Genomic DNA, 15,497 nt, shown 5'->3' on the forward strand with positions numbered 1-15,497 from the left:
GCAGACCGTGAGGCCGGCCCCGCCTGCCGGTCAGCGTTCGCGCAGGCGCACTATCCGCAGCTCGGGTGAGGTCCGGATGTCCCACTCGCAGAACCGGGACCGTACCCACTTGCCCTGGGCGAACAGCCGGGTCTGGTCGGCGTGGTGCGGCGAGCTCGGATCGCTGGATTGCGAGTAGGTCAGCAGGGTGGCCGCGTCCGGGCAGTAACCGCGGCCGAACGAAACCGCCTGGATATGACTGGACCCGTGCACCACCTCGGTGTTGCCGCGTTCCGGATCCCACTCGGAAACGATCATGTTGAGCACACCCTGCGTCCCGTGCCCACCGTGCACCGGGATCCGGTCGCCGCCGCGCACCACGTAGTGGTTCTCGCCGAGTGGGGCGTCCGGTTCGATCCCCGCTGCCCGGAGTTCGGTGATGGCGTCGCCGAGTGCCTGCCGCACCCGCGGCTCGGTGGTGTCCAGCGTGTGCGGGGTGGCGATCGGGTCGGCCGGGTCGAAGGGCACCTGCCACAGGTCGCGGAGCCGGGCGACCTTCAGCCAGTACCGCTCGAACAGCAGACCCCCGCGGCTGTCCGTGGCCATCCGGTGGTCCCATTCGGACAGTGCGGTGCAGGCACGGCCGACCTGGACGGTGCCGCCGCCGGAGGTGGGCGCCTGCCCGTCCGGGAGGCCGGCGCACATCCTTGCCGTATCGGCTGCCGCCTGTCTTCCTGCCCAGCTGCGATCGTCGAACAGCAGCTCCTGCATGTCCCGGCGGGAGAACCGGCCACCGGCGAGGTGCTCCTCGATCGCGGTGAGCGCCATCCGGGTGCGGGCGCCACGCTCGGTGCCGATATCACCCATGATCCGCGGGTAACCGGTGATCGGCTGGCGCGGGTTCGACAGCCAGGCGCTGTCGTTGGAGTTGGCCACGTAGTCGGTGCGGTAGAGCACCGGCATCCGGTCCGGGCCGAAGATGCCGGGTATCAGCGCGTCTTGGTCGGTGCCCCAGGCGCATTCGCCCCGCGAGCCTTCCAGCACCGGGAGGCCGCTGGCCGGGAAGATCCGCGCGCCGAGCGGGGTACTGCATTGCCGCGCCAGCTCGTCCGTCACATGCGGGACGACCTGGATGTCGGCGTAGAGTGCACGGCCGCGCCGGTCGGCTGCCACCGTGTTGACCCAGGGCACACCCTGGGTCTCGGACAACGCGCGCTCGATATCGCGGGTGTCGCGCGCCCTGCCGAGCTCGAACCAGGTGTTCAGGCCGCGCAGGTTTCCGTGGTTGGCGTCCCGGAGCGTGTAGGCGCTGGTTTCGGTCCAGGACAGCGGCAGGCCGAACGCGGGGGAAAGCACCGGCCCGTAGCGGGTCGAGTAGAGCGTGCGCTCGACGGTGTCCAGGGAGCCGTCCGGCCCGCGCACCTGCACGGAGACCGCGCGGCTGGTCATCTTCTCCTGGCGGCCGTCGACCAGGTAGGTCGTCGGCTCGCCGGGTACGAGGTCGACCTCGTACAGGCCGAACGTGGTCGGGGTGGCGACGGTGTGGCTCCACGCGACGTTGCGGTTGAAGCCGATGTGCACCAGCGGCAGCCCGAGCAGGCTGCCGCCGCTGACGTTGAGCCGTCCCGGCACGGTTAGCTGGGACTGCCAGAACCGCCTGCCGCCGTGCCAGGGGAAGTGCGGGTTACCCAGCAGCAGGCCCCCGCGGTTCGCCGTACCGTCGCTGCCGATGGCGAACGCGTTGCTGCCCATGTCCTGCTTACCCATGGCACGGCGTACCCGGTCCGCGGCATCGGCCGGGATCGCCGGTTCGGCCGGTGCCACACCCGCGGCTGGGTCGGGTGGCGCGGCCGCGGTGATGCTGTCGGCCAGCTGGCCCTGCCCGGAGATCGTGGCGACCGCGTAGAAGTGGCGGTACACCTCGATCTCGGAGATCGGGCGAACCCATTCGGCGCCACGGCAGGCCGGGTCCGAGATGCCGGCGACCCCGGTGTCCCGCAGGTAGCGGTTGTATCCCGCCACGTAGCCGCGGATGATCTCGCGCACCTCGGGCCGCGGCCCGCGCGGTGGCGGGGCCGCCAGCGCGCGTTCGACCACCCCGGAGTCGATGATCTGCTGGAAGTACAGGTCGCTGCTCAGGCTGGTGCGCGCCGACCCGAGCGCGCTGTTGCCGGGTGCGTCCGGGCCGAGGTAGCGGGACCGCTGTGCACCGACGGTGAGATAGGTGTCCGCGAGTACGCAGATGTTGTCCTTGGCCGTGGCGAAGCCGTAGCCGTAGCCGAGCCCGGCGAAGTCGGCGGCCTTGATATGCGGGATCCCGTACTCCGTATAGCGGATGTTCGCGGCGAGGCCACGTCCCGCCGCCTCCTTCAGTTCGGTCTCCCCAGCGGCCGGTTCGCCCGCGGCGACTCCGGAAATCGTGGTCAGTACCGTGGTGGCGGCGAGGGCGAGCGCCGCGAGCCGCCTTCCGAAGGGCGTGGCCTTTCGCATGCGCCTCTTTCTACCGCAGCAGGCTGGAAGGTGGATCAGGGATCACCCTGATTCCGGTCCGGCTCAGCTGGTCTCGCCGGTGAGGGTGAAGGAGCGCAGCCGGGTGGTGGCCACGGTCGCGCCCAGCGCGGTGAACGCGATGGCCAGCAGCGCGGCCGTGAGGGGCAGGATCTGGCCGGTGAGCAGTTCGGTGTCCGCGATCCCGCCCGCCAGGGTGGTCGAGTACTGCTGCACGCTCAGCACCCTGGCGCCGTCGACGAACCTGGTCAGCACGTTTTCCCAGAGCATGATGTAGACCAGGCCGACGGCGACCGGCCTGCGGGACAGTAGGCTGAGCGCGAGGAACAGCGCGGTGTAGACCAGCGCCCCCACCGCCGTGCCAAGGCCGAGCCCGATCGCGAGCAGGGGTGACTCGGCGATGGCCCCCGCGATGGCCAGCGGCACGGCGGTCGCCGCGACCGTCGCGGCCCAGGCAACGACCAGCTTGCTGAAGATGATCTCGCTGCGCGGCACGGGTTTGGAGAGGATGTGGGTGATCGTGCCGTCCTCGATCTCCAGCCCCAGCACGCTGCTGCCGATGATCAGCGCGGTGAGCGGCAGGATCACGCCGAGGCCGAGGTCGCCGAGCACGATCGGACCCCACCCCGCCGGATCCGCCGAGGTGCCGGCCGCCAGTGCGGTCAAGCCGATGAGCAGGATGGGCATGGGCAGCAGGAGCAGCAGCCTGCGCCGGCCGAAAAGGGCCCGCGCGGTCAGGCCCGCGATGGTGAGGTTCATTGCGCCACCAGGTAGGAGAAGACGTTTTCCAGGGAGTCGTCGCTGGGCTGCACCGTGGTCAACCGGATGTCCTCGGCCCGCGCGAGCTTCGCCAGCGCACGGGTGAAGGTGCCGCTGTCGCTGGTGCGCACCTGCAGCCCGGCAGGCTCCAGTTCCACGCCGGAGACCACGTCCAGGCCCATCAGTACCGTGCCCAGCCTGCGGTCGTTCGAGGAGCGCAGCAGGTACACGCTCGGCCGGTTGGTCATCAGCTTGCGGATGTGCCGGTAGTGCCCGGATGCGGCCAGCCTGCCTGCCACGATCACCTGGATCGTGCCGGACAGCTGCTCGACCTCCTCCAGGATGTGCGAGCTGAACAGGATCGTGCGCCCCTCCTCGGCCATCCGGTGCAGCAGGTCCATCATGTGCAGCCGCTGCCGCGGGTCCATGCCGTTGAAGGGCTCGTCCAGCATCAGCACGGAAGGCTCGTGCACGAGTGCGGCGGCCACCCTGGCTCGTTGCCGCATTCCCTTGGAGTACGTGGATATCTTGCGGTCCTTGGCCTCGCCGAGTTCGACGATGTCGATCGCCATGGCGGTGGCGGCGGCCGGATCCTTCAGGCCGTGCAGCTTCGCGCTGCTGAGCACGAACTCCCGCGCGGTCAGGAAACCCGGCACACTCTCCCGTTCGGTGACCAGCCCGAGCTTGCGGTAGACCTCCGGATCGCGCCAGGTCGGTTTCCCGTCTAGGTGCACGGTGCCCTGCGCGGGGCGCAGGAAACCGGCCATCATGTGCAGTACGGTCGTCTTGCCCGCACCGTTCGGGCCGAGCAGGCCGGTCACGCCGGGACCCACGGTGAGCGTGATGTCGTTGACCGCGACCACGTTGCCGTACCAGTGGCTCACGCCGGTGAGTTCTACTGTGGACGAGCGGGTGGCCGGGGTGTTCTCGACGACCATGGTCATGACTTCACCTTTTTGTATCGCCTGAGCAGCAGGGCGGTACCGGCCGCGGTGAGCGCGACCGCGGTCAGGCCGTAGAACGGGCCGTACGAGCCGACCCGGACGAACTCCTCGCCGAACAACCAGTTGTCCACACCGGACAGCAGGTCGACCGGGTTGAGCAGCCCGGCGAGCTGGCTCGTCGCGCCATCACCCAGCTCGCGCAGGGTGCCGGAGATCGGGGCGGTCAGCAGGAAGATTCCGATGATCATTCCGGTGGCGAACACCCGCCGCCCGGTAAGCGATGCCACCGGTAACGCGATGGCGCCGATCACCGTGGCGTGGATCGCGCCGGAGATCAGCCCGAGGACCAGGTTCCCCGCCTCGGTGAACACCCCGGAGATTCCCTCGTCGGTGGATAGCGCCAGGCCGGCGAACATGAGCAGCATCGGGCCCGCGAACATCACGAAAGCAGCGGTGATCAGCGCGCCCAGCTTCGCCAGCGCGTAGTCCGAGCGTTGCGGCGGGCGGGAGAAGTACAGCGGCAGTAGCGTGTTGCGTAGGTCCCTGGACACCAGCTCGGGCGCGACGATGCCGACGAAGGCGGTGATCGCGTAGGAGAAGGTCGAGGCAACGCCGACGTAGCTGAGCACCGTCATCCCGAGCTGGCTGCTGACCACCACGAGGATCAGTGCGGTGATGCAGGCGATCCCGAGCAGCCCCATGGGAAGCAGTTTCGCCTTGACGCCGCGGCCGAGGCCGAAGGCGGTGCGCACGCTGTGCAGGTAGATGGCAAGCGCCGCGTACCGGCGACCGAGCTGCGGACCCTCGTAGTGCTGGTAGCCGATGTCGTGAATGACGCCGGCTTCACCCGATGCGGACATCGCTCACCTCCGTCGGGTCGGCACGGAACAGGTCGGCGATCTGGTGGCGGTGCCGCTCCAGGCGGTGCAGCGAAAGATCGCAGTCGGCGACGGCGTCCCGGATGGCGTCGAAGGTCTCGTCCCCGGCCAACCGCACCATCAGGACCCGCTGCTCGCGCCGCACCGACAACCCGGCGCTGGTCAACCGGTCCGCCAGCAGGTCATCGCCCTCGTCCACCTCCACCATCAGCAGATCGCTGTGCTGGGTCATCGAGGACAGGGACGCCGAGCGCAGCAGGCGGCCACCCTCGATGGCCACCAGTGAGGTGCAGATCCGCTCGATCTCGCCGAGCAGGTGCGAGCACACCACCACCGAGATACCGAACTCGGTGCCGATCCGGTGCACCAGCTCGAGCATCGCCCTGCGCCCCTCGGGATCCAGCCCGTTGGTCGGCTCGTCGAGCAGCAACAGCTCCGGATCGTGCACCAGCGCCTGGGCCAGCTTCACCCGCTGCTTCATCCCGGTCGAGTAGCCACCGATCTGCCGGTAGCGCTCCTCGTAGAGCCCGACATGCCGCAGGGCCTCCGAGGCGCGCTCGCGCGCGGCGACCCTTGGCAGGCCGCTGACCCGCGCCAGGTGGGTGACGAACTCGGCGGCGGAGAGATCCGGTGGCAGGCAGTCGTGCTCCGGCATGTAGCCGATCCGGGCGCGGATCGCGGCACCGTCGGCGCCGGGGTCCATGCCCAGCACCCGGATCGTGCCACCGGTCGGCTCCAGCAGCCCGAGCGCAAGCTTGATGAGAGTGCTCTTGCCTGCCCCGTTCGCGCCGACGAGCCCGACGATGCCGGGTTCGATGGTCACCGTGAGCTCGGACAGCGCGGTGACCTTCGCGCCGTACCGCTTCTCCAGTGACTCCGTCTCGATCAGGTTCACGGCGCCGAGGCTACTGAAGCCGGACCCCACCGACATCCGGTATGACCCTGATGGTGCCCCGAGATGTCCGGGGCACCATCAGGATCGCAAGCGCGGCGTCAACCGACGTCGGTCAGTTCGAACACCCCGATGTCATCGGCATCCCTTCCCTGGGAAGGGACGGTCTGGTTCAGGGATGCCTCGACCGCGACCCAGCCGTGGAACCCGCCGTCGCTGTCGATGACCTGGAGCATCGGCTTGACGTGCGAGTTGCCGGTGTAACAGTACTCGTTGCGGCCGTCCGCGAGCGAGGTCCGCCAGTGCCAGATCGTGTCCCGCCTGCCCCGCGAGGTGGTGTTGGGGGTGGAAAGGTAGTACTCGGTTGGGCTGCTGGTACGGGAGCCGAGACAGCGGTCGCCGTCGCACCGGTGCCACTCGGTGACCCAGAACGGCCTACCGGACCCTTCGTCCAGATAGGGCGTTCCCTTGTTCGTCTTCCACAGGTGGAAGTTGTGTTCCATGGTGGAGTGGTCGAAGGCCGCGATCTCCGCCATCGAAGCCCGATCGTCCCACTCGGCATTGCTGCCATAGCCGTAGCCGTGGGTGGCGCCGAAAGAGGTGCGCAGGAAGGTGAGCTTCGCGAGCTTTCCTTCGAAGGGCTGGCTCACCCGCCACTCTTCCCAGCCGTTGCCTTCCCACTGGATGCGGAGCGTGGATCCGTCCACCGTGTAGGTTCCGGACAGGCTTTCCGGCATGCTGGTGGCCTGAAAGCCACCCGCCGTCTGCACCACGCAGTTGCGTGCCACGCAATTCCTGGCACGCACCCCGGTATAGCTCCGCTGCACGCGCTTGCGCTGGGACCAGTGGAAATGCGACTCATACACCTTGTTGTCCCTGGTGAACGAGTATGTTCCCAACCGCACCCAGTTCTGTTTCGAATCCGTTCGAAGCCCGCCGATCGAGACGGTGAAACGATGCATGCCTGCCGGAGCGTTGGTGTCCGGCGCGGCGATGGCCCCGGTGGGGGTGGTCAGCCCCACCGCGCCCACCACGGCCGCACAGGCGATGGCCAGCAACGATGCCCGCCTGCTTCTGCTCATCTGGACCTCCTCGGGGATCGAGTGAACTCCAGGATAGGGTCGCGGTCAACAACTAACCTCATCTTTATAGGACTAGTTAAGGATTAACTTAGGTGTGTCCGGGATGTGTCCGTATTTACTTAGTGGTGTTATACCTACGAAGGTCTGTTGAACGGGGTAGTGCCGGGCAATACGTTGGGTGAGTCCAGTTTTGGTGAGGCCAATCGCCCCACCTGATTCTCCCCTGCGTGCAAGGACACTGTCATGTTCAAAAATATGTTCATGAGGACTTTCCTGGCGGCCGCGGCTACTCTTTCCCTGGCATTTGCCGGACCGGTGGCCCAGGCAGAGGTCGCCGCGGAAGGTCACGCCATCACGGCCACCGAGATCGAAGCCATGGCGCAGCAGCAGGCCGCGCCACCGCCGGGCGGGTGGCAGACCCCGAGTCGTCGTAGCTACTACCTGCTGAGTTCCTGTCGACCGTACGCCTCGGCGATCCGGCAGGGCGCCGCGGCCTGGGCGGGCCTGAGCGAGGGCGGCGGCACCCCGGTGGAGTGCCGCAACAGCTACATCACCGACTGCGGGGGCGGCTCCCGGGTCGTCGGCTGCAACTGGGGTCGCGGCCAGCGGATCGCGCTCTACATGGGTGGCGTCAACGATGACGCGTTGCTGGCGGCGCACGAGTTCGGCCACGACTGGTACGGCCATTCCAGCTACCGGTGCGCGGGCTGGAGCAGTCCGGCCCATGTGATGGCGCCTTCGATCTGCAACGGTCCGAGCTTGACGAGTGACGCCGGGCTCGCCCATCAGTCCAGCTGAGGCAGGATTCGCGACAGTCAATGAATGTTGCGGGAGTTCGTTCGGTTGCGAGCCGGACTCTCGCAACATTCCTGTGTGTCACCCGGACGGCCGTGTACCCTCACTCGAACATGAAGCATACTCACAAGTAGCTCTCGTTCTCGGGTGGAGGGAAGGTACATGCTTGGCAACAGGCGGTTCGTGACCCTCGCCGCGGTGCTGGCGCTGGTCGCGGCGGTCCCCGCGGTGTCAGCCGCGGTCGCGGCACCGGCGGACCCCCGGACCAGGCAGGCGCTGTTCGTCGGGAACAACTGGGACGGAACGGTGGACGTGCTCAGCCCGGACGCCGGGCTGGAGCGGATCCGCCGGATCGACGTCGTGCCCGACCTCGACCAGCGGCTGCGCGAGATCTACACCAACCCGGTGCGGCTGCTGTACTTCCTCGGGATCCGGCTCGCCATCGGCGAGGGACACGATCAGCTCGTGGACGATATGTACACCACGGCCGACGGCCGCACCTTGGTCGTCTCCCGGCCCAGCCTCGCCGATGTCGTTGCCATCGACCTCGCGGGCGGCGGGCTGAAGTGGCGGTTCCCGGTGGAGGGCCAGCGATCGGACCATATGGCGATCTCACCGGACGGTCAGCACGTCGCGGTGTCCGCTTCCACCGCCAACCTGGTGCATATCCTCGATGTCCACACCGGACAGGAGGTCGGCCGGTTCCCCTCCGGGGACTCGCCGCACGAGAACGTGTACTCCCGCGACGGTTCCCGGATCTTCCACGCCAGTATCGGCCACGTCTACACGCCGTTGGACGGGAACTGGGCCGACAGCACCAAGGGCGCCCGCTACTTCCAGGTGGTCGACAGCACCACCAACGAGGTCGTGCGCAGGCTGGACATGGGCGCCGAGCTTCGTGCGGCCGGGTACCCGGACATGAGCTCGGCCGTGCGGCCGATGACCTTCTCCGCCGACGAGCGATTCGTGTACTTCCAGGTGTCCTTCTTCCACGGTTTCATCGAGTACGACCTGGAGCGGGACCGGGTGACCCGGGTGGCCAGCCTGCCGATCCCGGAAGAAGCGCAGGACATTCCGCGGGAGCAGTACCCGCTGGACTCCGCGCACCACGGTATCGCGATGAACCCACAGGGCACCGAACTGTGCGTGGCGGGCACGGTGTCGGACTACGCCACGATCGTGTCGCAGGAGACCTTCCGGAACAAGGGACTGGTGCGGTCCGGGACCAAGCCCTACTGGGCGACGCCGAGTAGCGACGGGCAGTACTGCTTCGTGTCCTGGAGTGGTACCGACAGCGTCTCAGCGGTTTCCTACCAGACAGGGGCGGAGGCCGGTAGCGCCGCGGTCGGTGACCACCCGCAGCGGATGCGGCTGGGCCGGATCGCGTTGCCGGGCTGAGCTCCGCCGCGGTGTTAGGGTGGCGCGGTGCGCGCTACTCCGGAGGCCGCAGGGGGCGATTCCGCTCGCCGCGCCGGTGGGCGTCTGCCCAGCGGCAGGCACGGCCTGAGCCGGGAGGACGTGGCGGCCTCCCAGCGGGAGCGGATCGTCCGCGGGCTGTTCGAGGTGGTGGCCGAGAAAGGTTATCCGGTGGCCACCATCGGCGATGTGGTGGAACGGGCCGGAGTGTCCCGCCGCACCTTCTACGAGCATTTCACCGGTAAGGAATCCTGTTTCCTGGCCGCGTTCGACGGGGCCGTCGCCGAGGTCGGTGCCCAGCTCGACGCCGCGCTCGAAGCCATCCCCCGGCACGAATGGCGGGCCAGGGTCCGGCAGTCCTGGCGGGCCTTCCTCGGTGCGCTGGCCGCGAACCCGGCGGCCGCCTGGTCGCTCTACATCGAGACGTTCGCCGCCGGTCCCGCGCTCGCCGCGCGCACCACCGCCGTGAACTCGGGTTTCGCCGAGACCTTCCGCAGGCTGCACCGGCTGGCACGACGGCAGGACCCCACCATCAGGGAACTGCCGCCGGAGGTGTTCGAGCTCTACATCGGCGGTACGGCCGAACGCATCCGTACCTGCCTGCACACCCGCGGCGCCGGCGCCCTTCCCGAGCTCGAGGACCTCTTCGTGCACACTATCGTTCTGCTTTTCGGCAAGTCCTGAGCCTGCCGCCGCCAGGTTTTGTCATCGTATGCCGAGGCGTCCGGCCGCGCGTGGCCGCCGTTTGACAAAATATCGATTCTCCAGAATTGATCATTGTCCCGCCAAGTACGGGTACTTTACCGTACCTCAGTGGTACGTGTCAGTTTACGAACATTTCTGGAAGGAATCCGGTAAATGGTTTCAATGCAATCGTGGCGGTTCGGTGCCCGGTTGGGCGCCGCCCTGAGCGGAGCGTTGCTGCTCACGGCGGCCCTGCCGGGTGCCGCGACCGCCCTCGAGCCGGAGGACCTGCCGCCGATCGGTGCCGATTCCGGCCGGTTCAACCTGCCGATCAGCTGCGCGGTCAGCCTCGGCCACGAGGCCGGTGGGCTCAAGCTCATCGACCTGCCGATGAACGTCGACATCCAGGGTGTGGCACCCACCCAGCTGCGGCCCGGCCAGGACTTCTACCTCACGCAGGGCTCCGGCAGCATGACCTTTCCCCGGTGGCTGACCGACTTCGGCTCCCTGTTCGGGGTCAACCGGGCGGACGCGGTGGTCACCGAGATGAACATCGGCGCGGCCAACGCGAACCCCGAGCAACGCAATATCGCCGAGGACCCCATCGAGATCAAAGATATCGGGCTGGAGCTCGGCAAGGAGCTGACCGTGCGCCTGCCGGTCGACCCCGCGGCGACGTTTCCCGACATCGGACCGTTCACCTCGCCTGGTGCTGGGGTGGTGACCCTGCAGTTCAACAGCGCCGCGGTGCTGATCGACCTCAAGCCGGTGTGGGGAGGGTCGATCAAGGTCCGGGCCGACTGCGAACCGGTGGCCGGCAACGCGCTGTTGTCCATGGCGGTCGGTGGCCCGGCTGGTGGCCCGCCGTTGGCATTCCACGACGTTCCGTTGAACTATCCTGCGGTCCCGGTCAACAACCAGGCCGGAATCATCAACGCACCGTACCGCTGCACGGTGCTCGGTTCCCGGTTCGACGTCGGTATCGCGGTCGGCGCCTTCACCCCGCTTTCCGTGTCGCGGAATGGCAGCATTCGTTTCACCGAGGCATCCGGAGCGCTCATCATTCCCGCCGCCACCGTCGGCGAACTGCTGGACGCGGGGATCAACACGGTGTCCGGCCGGGTGCGGGAGCTCAACCTCATCGCCGAGGGCGGTGCCCCTGGGAGGTCCAACGTGCTCGGGGACGGCTTCGACTTCCCGGAGACGACCCTGACCAGGGGCCAGGACCTGGTGGTGGAACTGCCGCCGGATGACGGCACGCTCACCGCGGGTCCATGGCGGCCCGTGGCCGGATCCGGCCACGTGAAGATCACCCTGGGCACCGCGGCGGCGGAGCTGAGCTTCAATGGCCAGGACCCGACGTCCGCGACCTGTGCCGCGCCTGATCCGGAAGTGATCCTGCTCGACGCACCGGTCACCGGCTGACGTCGATCGCGGGAACGGGGTTGTGGATTTCGGCCAAGGTAATCCACAACCCCGTTTTCGGCGGCTGGTAGGTACCTATCGGCGCACCGCGTGCAGGTGCCATACCGGGCCGGTGATCCGGCCCTTCTCGTCCAGCTGGAACTCCTCCGGATCGACCGGGACCCCGGCGTCGCCGAGCCAGCTCTCGCCCGCCCGCTCGAACGCTTCCTTGGTCATCGCGGTGGCGTAGCGGGTGAGCTGAATGTCCACAATGTTCCAATGTTCGCCGAGGTTGGTGCGCAGGTTCTCCTGGCTGATCGGCTGTGGCAGTGCTATGCCGGGACGCTCGACATCGGCGAAGCAGAACAGGTGCAGGTCCGCGCCTGGCTTCGCCACCCGGTGCAGCGCCGCCGCGTACTGCCGCTGCTGCTCGTCGGTCAGGCAGTGGTACAGCGCGCTGTCCAGCACCGTGTCGAACCGTTCGGCATCGAGTTCGGTGAGCCGGGTGGCGTCGGACTGGACGAACCGGATCTCCACCTCGTGTTCGGCGGCTCGCTGCCTGGCCTGTTCCAGGGCGGTCGCCGCGCCGTCCACGGCGGTGACGGGGTAGCCCTGCGCGGCGATCGCGATCGCGTTGTTGCCGAGGCCGCACCCGGCGTCCAGCACCTCGCCGTGGATGCGCCCCTCCGCGAGGAGCCCGACCACGGCGGCCTGGGGCTCACCGATGTCCCATGGCACCACGTCGAAGGTGATGTCCTCACCCTTGATGGGTGGTTTGCCCTGGTAGAACGCCTCGAAGTCGACCTCTTCCACGGCGAATGGCTGGCCGGGCTGCTCGTCAGGCACGGTGACCCCTTCCCTGTGAATAGAATTCAACGCCTGCTGAGATCGTCCTCCTGTCCGGTCGATCATGTCAACCGAAATCCTTTGCCTCCGAGCCGTGCCGTGATAGAAAGGGCAGGCGGAATGACAAGTCATTCCGCACACGGAGGTTCAGATGGCGGAGCAGCCGGACTACCAGGTCGTCGTGGTCGGCGCGGGGTTCGGCGGCCTCGGCGCGGGTATCGCGCTGCGGCGCGCGGGCATCGAGGACTTCCTGATCATCGAGCGGGCCGGGGACATCGGCGGAACCTGGCGGGACAACACCTATCCGGATGTCGCCGTGGACCTGCCCTCGTTCACCTACCAGTTCTCCTTCGAGAAGAATCCGGACTGGTCCCGGGTTTTCCCCAAGGGCGGCGAGGTCAAGGCCTATATCGATCACTGCGCGGAGAAGTACGGCCTGTGGCCGTTCATCCGGCTGAACACCGAGATGACCGCGCGGACCTGGGACGAGGGCAACCACCTGTGGCGGATCAGCCTGCGCGAGGGCGAGCTCACCTGCCGGTACGTGATCACGGCGCTCGGCGCGTTCATCGATCCGCGCACCCCGGACATTCCCGGCCTCGCGGACTTCGCGGGGACGGTGCTGCATACCGCGGCCTGGGACCATCGGCACGACCTGAGCGGCGAGCGGGTCGCGGTGATCGGCACCGGTTCCACGGCGGTGCAGTTGATTCCGAAGGTGGCGAAGGTGGCCGGCAGGCTCACCGTGTTCCAGCGCCGGGCGATCTGGGTCTTCGCAAAGCCCGACCTGAAGATCCCGCCCGCGGTCCGGGCGCTGTTTCGCAGGCTGCCGTTCACCCAGAGCGTGGTACGTGCGATCACCGCGGTGATCGTCGAACTGCTGCTGGCCGGCGTGATCGTGTCCGGCAAGCCGGGTGCCTTCGTGGCGAAGCGCGCCGAGCGGGCGATCCGGGCCTACCTGCGGACGCAGGTGCGGGACCCAGAACTGCGCCGCAAGCTCACCCCGGACTACGGGTTCGGCTGCAAGCGCCCCAGCGTGTCCAACACCTACTATCGGACCTTCACCAGGGACCATGTGGAACTGGTGACCGAGGGCATCGAGCGGATCACGCCCACCGGGGTTCGTGCCAGGGACGGCCGCGAGCACGAGGTGGACACATTGATCCTGGCCACCGGGTTCCGGCTGGCGAACGACCCGGAGAACTACCGCAAGGTGCCGGTGCGCGGGCGGGACGGTTTCGATCTCGCGGAGTTCTTCGCCACCGAGCAGGTGCAGGCCTATGAGGGCGTGAGCATCCCCCGGTTGCCGAACAGTTTCTTCATCTTCGGGCCGTTTTCCTGGACCGGCAGTTCCTGGCATGTGATGGTCGAGACGCAGGCGCATCACGCGCTGCGGGTGATCACCGAGGCGCGGCGACGTGGCGCCACCGCGGCCGAGGTGACCCAGGAGGCGAACGACCGGTTCTTCGCGTTCGCCCACCGCCGCGCGAGCAGGTCGTTGCTGTTCACCAACGGATGCGAGAGCGCGAACACGTACTACATCGATCATCACGGCGACTTCTCGTTGCTGCGCCCGACCACGGCGTTGCAGGCCTGGTGGTCCAGCCGCCGGTTTCCGCTGGACGACTATCGGTACCGGTCCCTGCCGCCGTGAGTTGAGCACGTCTGGCGTCGCCGCGCCGCGCGATATGCCTTACCTTCGACTGATCTGGACGACGATATGTACCGGGTGAGCAGATGAGTAGCAAGTGGACAGCGAAGGACATCCCGGCCCAGCATGGACGTACCGTGGTGGTCACCGGGGCGAACAGCGGGCTCGGCCTGGTCACGGCGAAGCAGCTGACTGCGGCGGGCGCGCGGGTGGTGCTGGCCTGCCGGGACGTCGCCAAGGGTGAGGCGGCTGCCGCCGGGCTGACCGGTGACGTGCAGGTGCGTGCGCTCGACCTCGCCGATCTCGGCTCGGTGCGGACATTCGCGGGTGAGCTCGAGGGTCCGGTGGACGTGTTGATCAACAACGCGGGCCTGATGGCGGTGCCGAAGGGGCGCACCAAGGACGGTTTCGAGACCCAGTTCGGGGTGAACCACCTCGGGCATTTCGCGCTGACCGGGCTGCTGCTGGACCGGATCACCGACCGGGTGGTCACGCTGTCGAGTTTTCTGCACCGGCTGGGCCGTATCCGGCTGGAGGACCCGAACTTCTCTAGCGGGTACCGGCGCTGGGCGGCCTACGGCCAGTCCAAGCTGGCGAACCTGATGTTCGCCTATGAGCTGCAACGCAGGCTGGAGGCGGCGGGGTCCGGCGTGCGCTCGATGGCCGCGCATCCCGGGTATGCCGCGACCAACCTGCAGACCAGGACCGAGTCGATCCAAGACCTCGGGATGAGGTTGATGAACCGGGTGATCGCGCAGAGCGCGGAACGTGGCGCACTGCCGACGCTGTACGCCGCAACCGTGCCGGACTTGCCCGGTGGGTCGTTCATCGGGCCGAACCGCCCGGGGGAGATGAGCGGGTACCCGCATCGGGTCGGTTCGAACAGGGCTTCCCGCGACGAGGAGATGCAGCAACGGCTGTGGGAGCTGTCCGAGGAGCTGACCGGCGTGCGCTACCAGTTCGAGGCCGCCCGGAGCTAGCGTCGGCCGGGCCAGACGCCGACGGGTGAGATACTCGGTGTCGATGACGACAGCAGCGGATCGAGCGGCGGAACGGGCGGAGCAGCGGCGTGCGGAGATCGTGCACGCGGCCTTCAAGGTGTTCACCGAGCGCGGGTACCACCAAGCAGGGATCGCGGACATCGCGAACGAGTTGGGGATCGGCCACGGCACGTTCTACCGGTACTTCGCCAACAAGCGGGACATCCTGATGCACGTGCTGGCCAACGCGGCCGAGCGGCTGATGTCGGTGATGGCCTTCGCCGACCCGCAGGCGACCAACACCGTGGCGGAGTACCGCCAGCAGGTGGAGCAGATCTGCGACCGGCTGTTCACGCTGTTCGTCGAGGATCCCGAGGTCGTACGCCTGATGTTCGTGGAGGCCCTTGGCGCGGACCCGGAGATGACCGCCCTCACCCTGGACACCTACCGCGGCCTGGCGAAGGGCACGGAGCTGTACCTGCGTAACGGCGTCGAGAAGGGCTTCTTGCGCGCCGATCTGGACACCGAGGTGACGGCCGAGGCATTGATCGGCGTGATCATTTCCTGTGGCCTGTCCCTGCTGACCGCGAAGGACCCCGCCGCCCAGCGGGACAGGTGGATCCAGGCGGGTACCAGGGTGATGTTCGAGGGCATCCGCTCGCCCGAGTAACGTCCTCCG

At 67.9% G+C, this 15,497-nt stretch carries 14 protein-coding genes; 7 read left to right on the forward strand and 7 right to left on the reverse strand.

From position 1 onward, the window contains the following. Positions 1-30: 30 nt before the first annotated feature. From KOI47_RS07365 to KOI47_RS07390, 6 genes are all read right to left on the reverse strand, one after another. Complete coding sequence (locus KOI47_RS07365) at positions 31-2,469, reverse strand: penicillin acylase family protein (protein WP_216215158.1); 2,439 nt, start codon at positions 2,467-2,469, stop codon at positions 31-33. A gap of 63 nt (positions 2,470-2,532) precedes the next feature. Beyond that, positions 2,533-3,246 (reverse strand): ABC transporter permease subunit, encoded by a 714-nt coding sequence (locus KOI47_RS07370; protein ID WP_216215160.1) that lies wholly within the window; start codon positions 3,244-3,246, stop codon positions 2,533-2,535. After that, positions 3,243-4,190: an ABC transporter ATP-binding protein gene (locus KOI47_RS07375; protein ID WP_216215162.1), complete on the reverse strand. Its 948-nt coding sequence runs from the start codon at positions 4,188-4,190 to the stop codon at positions 3,243-3,245. The genes KOI47_RS07370 and KOI47_RS07375 overlap by 4 nt, the downstream gene beginning before the upstream one ends. Beyond that, positions 4,187-5,050 carry a hypothetical protein gene (locus KOI47_RS07380; RefSeq protein ID WP_216215164.1) on the reverse strand — a complete coding sequence of 288 codons (864 nt, stop codon included), beginning with the start codon at positions 5,048-5,050 and terminating at the stop codon, positions 4,187-4,189. Before KOI47_RS07380 ends, KOI47_RS07375 begins: the two co-directional genes overlap by 4 nt. Next, positions 5,034-5,963 (reverse strand): ABC transporter ATP-binding protein, encoded by a 930-nt coding sequence (locus tag KOI47_RS07385; protein WP_216215165.1) that lies wholly within the window; start codon positions 5,961-5,963, stop codon positions 5,034-5,036. Before KOI47_RS07385 ends, KOI47_RS07380 begins: the two co-directional genes overlap by 17 nt. Before the next feature lie 98 nt (positions 5,964-6,061). Then, positions 6,062-7,042 (reverse strand): hypothetical protein, encoded by a 981-nt coding sequence (locus KOI47_RS07390; RefSeq protein ID WP_216215167.1) that lies wholly within the window; start codon positions 7,040-7,042, stop codon positions 6,062-6,064. A gap of 261 nt (positions 7,043-7,303) precedes the next feature. Between KOI47_RS07390 and KOI47_RS07395 the strand changes: the two genes are divergently transcribed. The 4 genes from KOI47_RS07395 to KOI47_RS07410 all read left to right on the forward strand — a co-directional run bounded on the left by KOI47_RS07395 (position 7,304) and on the right by KOI47_RS07410 (position 11,362). Beyond that, positions 7,304-7,840 (forward strand): hypothetical protein, encoded by a 537-nt coding sequence (locus tag KOI47_RS07395; protein WP_232376596.1) that lies wholly within the window; start codon positions 7,304-7,306, stop codon positions 7,838-7,840. Positions 7,841-7,999: 159 nt separating this feature from the next. Then, on the forward strand, positions 8,000-9,235 hold the full coding sequence (locus tag KOI47_RS07400) for a YncE family protein (protein WP_216215171.1): 1,236 nt from the start codon (positions 8,000-8,002) through the stop codon (positions 9,233-9,235). A gap of 27 nt (positions 9,236-9,262) precedes the next feature. Continuing rightward, entirely contained in the window at positions 9,263-9,937 is a 675-nt protein-coding gene (locus KOI47_RS07405; RefSeq protein WP_216215173.1) for a TetR/AcrR family transcriptional regulator, read from the forward strand. A 174-nt stretch (positions 9,938-10,111) separates the two neighbouring features. Next, positions 10,112-11,362 (forward strand): hypothetical protein, encoded by a 1,251-nt coding sequence (locus KOI47_RS07410; RefSeq protein WP_232376597.1) that lies wholly within the window; start codon positions 10,112-10,114, stop codon positions 11,360-11,362. 75 nt (positions 11,363-11,437) lie between these two features. On the opposite strand, the gene KOI47_RS07415 is transcribed toward KOI47_RS07410, so the two are convergent. Next, positions 11,438-12,187, reverse strand: coding sequence for a class I SAM-dependent methyltransferase (locus KOI47_RS07415; RefSeq protein ID WP_232376598.1), 750 nt, complete (start codon positions 12,185-12,187; stop codon positions 11,438-11,440). A 151-nt stretch (positions 12,188-12,338) separates the two neighbouring features. Here KOI47_RS07415 and KOI47_RS07420 point away from each other — a divergent pair, with 151 nt between their 5' ends. From KOI47_RS07420 to KOI47_RS07430, 3 genes are all read left to right on the forward strand, one after another. Next, the gene (locus tag KOI47_RS07420) at positions 12,339-13,841 is read left to right on the forward strand and encodes a flavin-containing monooxygenase (RefSeq protein WP_216215177.1); all 1,503 of its coding nucleotides are present in this window, start codon (positions 12,339-12,341) and stop codon (positions 13,839-13,841) included. An 83-nt stretch (positions 13,842-13,924) separates the two neighbouring features. Beyond that, positions 13,925-14,818 carry an oxidoreductase gene (locus tag KOI47_RS07425; RefSeq protein WP_216215179.1) on the forward strand — a complete coding sequence of 298 codons (894 nt, stop codon included), beginning with the start codon at positions 13,925-13,927 and terminating at the stop codon, positions 14,816-14,818. 43 nt (positions 14,819-14,861) lie between these two features. Then, positions 14,862-15,488, forward strand: coding sequence for a TetR/AcrR family transcriptional regulator (locus KOI47_RS07430; protein ID WP_216215181.1), 627 nt, complete (start codon positions 14,862-14,864; stop codon positions 15,486-15,488). Positions 15,489-15,497 lie beyond the last annotated feature (9 nt).

The sequence above is a fragment of the Amycolatopsis aidingensis genome (assembly GCF_018885265.1).
Taxonomy (GTDB): domain Bacteria; phylum Actinomycetota; class Actinomycetes; order Mycobacteriales; family Pseudonocardiaceae; genus Amycolatopsis; species Amycolatopsis aidingensis.

What these genes read in the sequence shown, in the direction of transcription:
- KOI47_RS07365 (WP_216215158.1), bottom strand. Translation starts at nt 2,469, where the DNA reads ATGCGAAAGGCCACGCCCTTCGGAAGGCGGCTCGCGGCGCTCGCCCTC.
- KOI47_RS07370 (WP_216215160.1), bottom strand. Translation starts at nt 3,246, where the DNA reads ATGAACCTCACCATCGCGGGCCTGACCGCGCGGGCCCTTTTCGGCCGG.
- KOI47_RS07375 (WP_216215162.1), bottom strand. Translation starts at nt 4,190, where the DNA reads ATGACCATGGTCGTCGAGAACACCCCGGCCACCCGCTCGTCCACAGTA.
- KOI47_RS07380 (WP_216215164.1), bottom strand. Translation starts at nt 5,050, where the DNA reads ATGTCCGCATCGGGTGAAGCCGGCGTCATTCACGACATCGGCTACCAG.
- KOI47_RS07390 (WP_216215167.1), bottom strand. Translation starts at nt 7,042, where the DNA reads ATGAGCAGAAGCAGGCGGGCATCGTTGCTGGCCATCGCCTGTGCGGCC.
- KOI47_RS07395 (WP_232376596.1), top strand. Translation starts at nt 7,304, where the DNA reads ATGAGGACTTTCCTGGCGGCCGCGGCTACTCTTTCCCTGGCATTTGCC.
- KOI47_RS07400 (WP_216215171.1), top strand. Translation starts at nt 8,000, where the DNA reads ATGCTTGGCAACAGGCGGTTCGTGACCCTCGCCGCGGTGCTGGCGCTG.
- KOI47_RS07410 (WP_232376597.1), top strand. Translation starts at nt 10,112, where the DNA reads ATGGTTTCAATGCAATCGTGGCGGTTCGGTGCCCGGTTGGGCGCCGCC.
- KOI47_RS07420 (WP_216215177.1), top strand. Translation starts at nt 12,339, where the DNA reads ATGGCGGAGCAGCCGGACTACCAGGTCGTCGTGGTCGGCGCGGGGTTC.
- KOI47_RS07425 (WP_216215179.1), top strand. Translation starts at nt 13,925, where the DNA reads ATGAGTAGCAAGTGGACAGCGAAGGACATCCCGGCCCAGCATGGACGT.
- KOI47_RS07430 (WP_216215181.1), top strand. Translation starts at nt 14,862, where the DNA reads ATGACGACAGCAGCGGATCGAGCGGCGGAACGGGCGGAGCAGCGGCGT.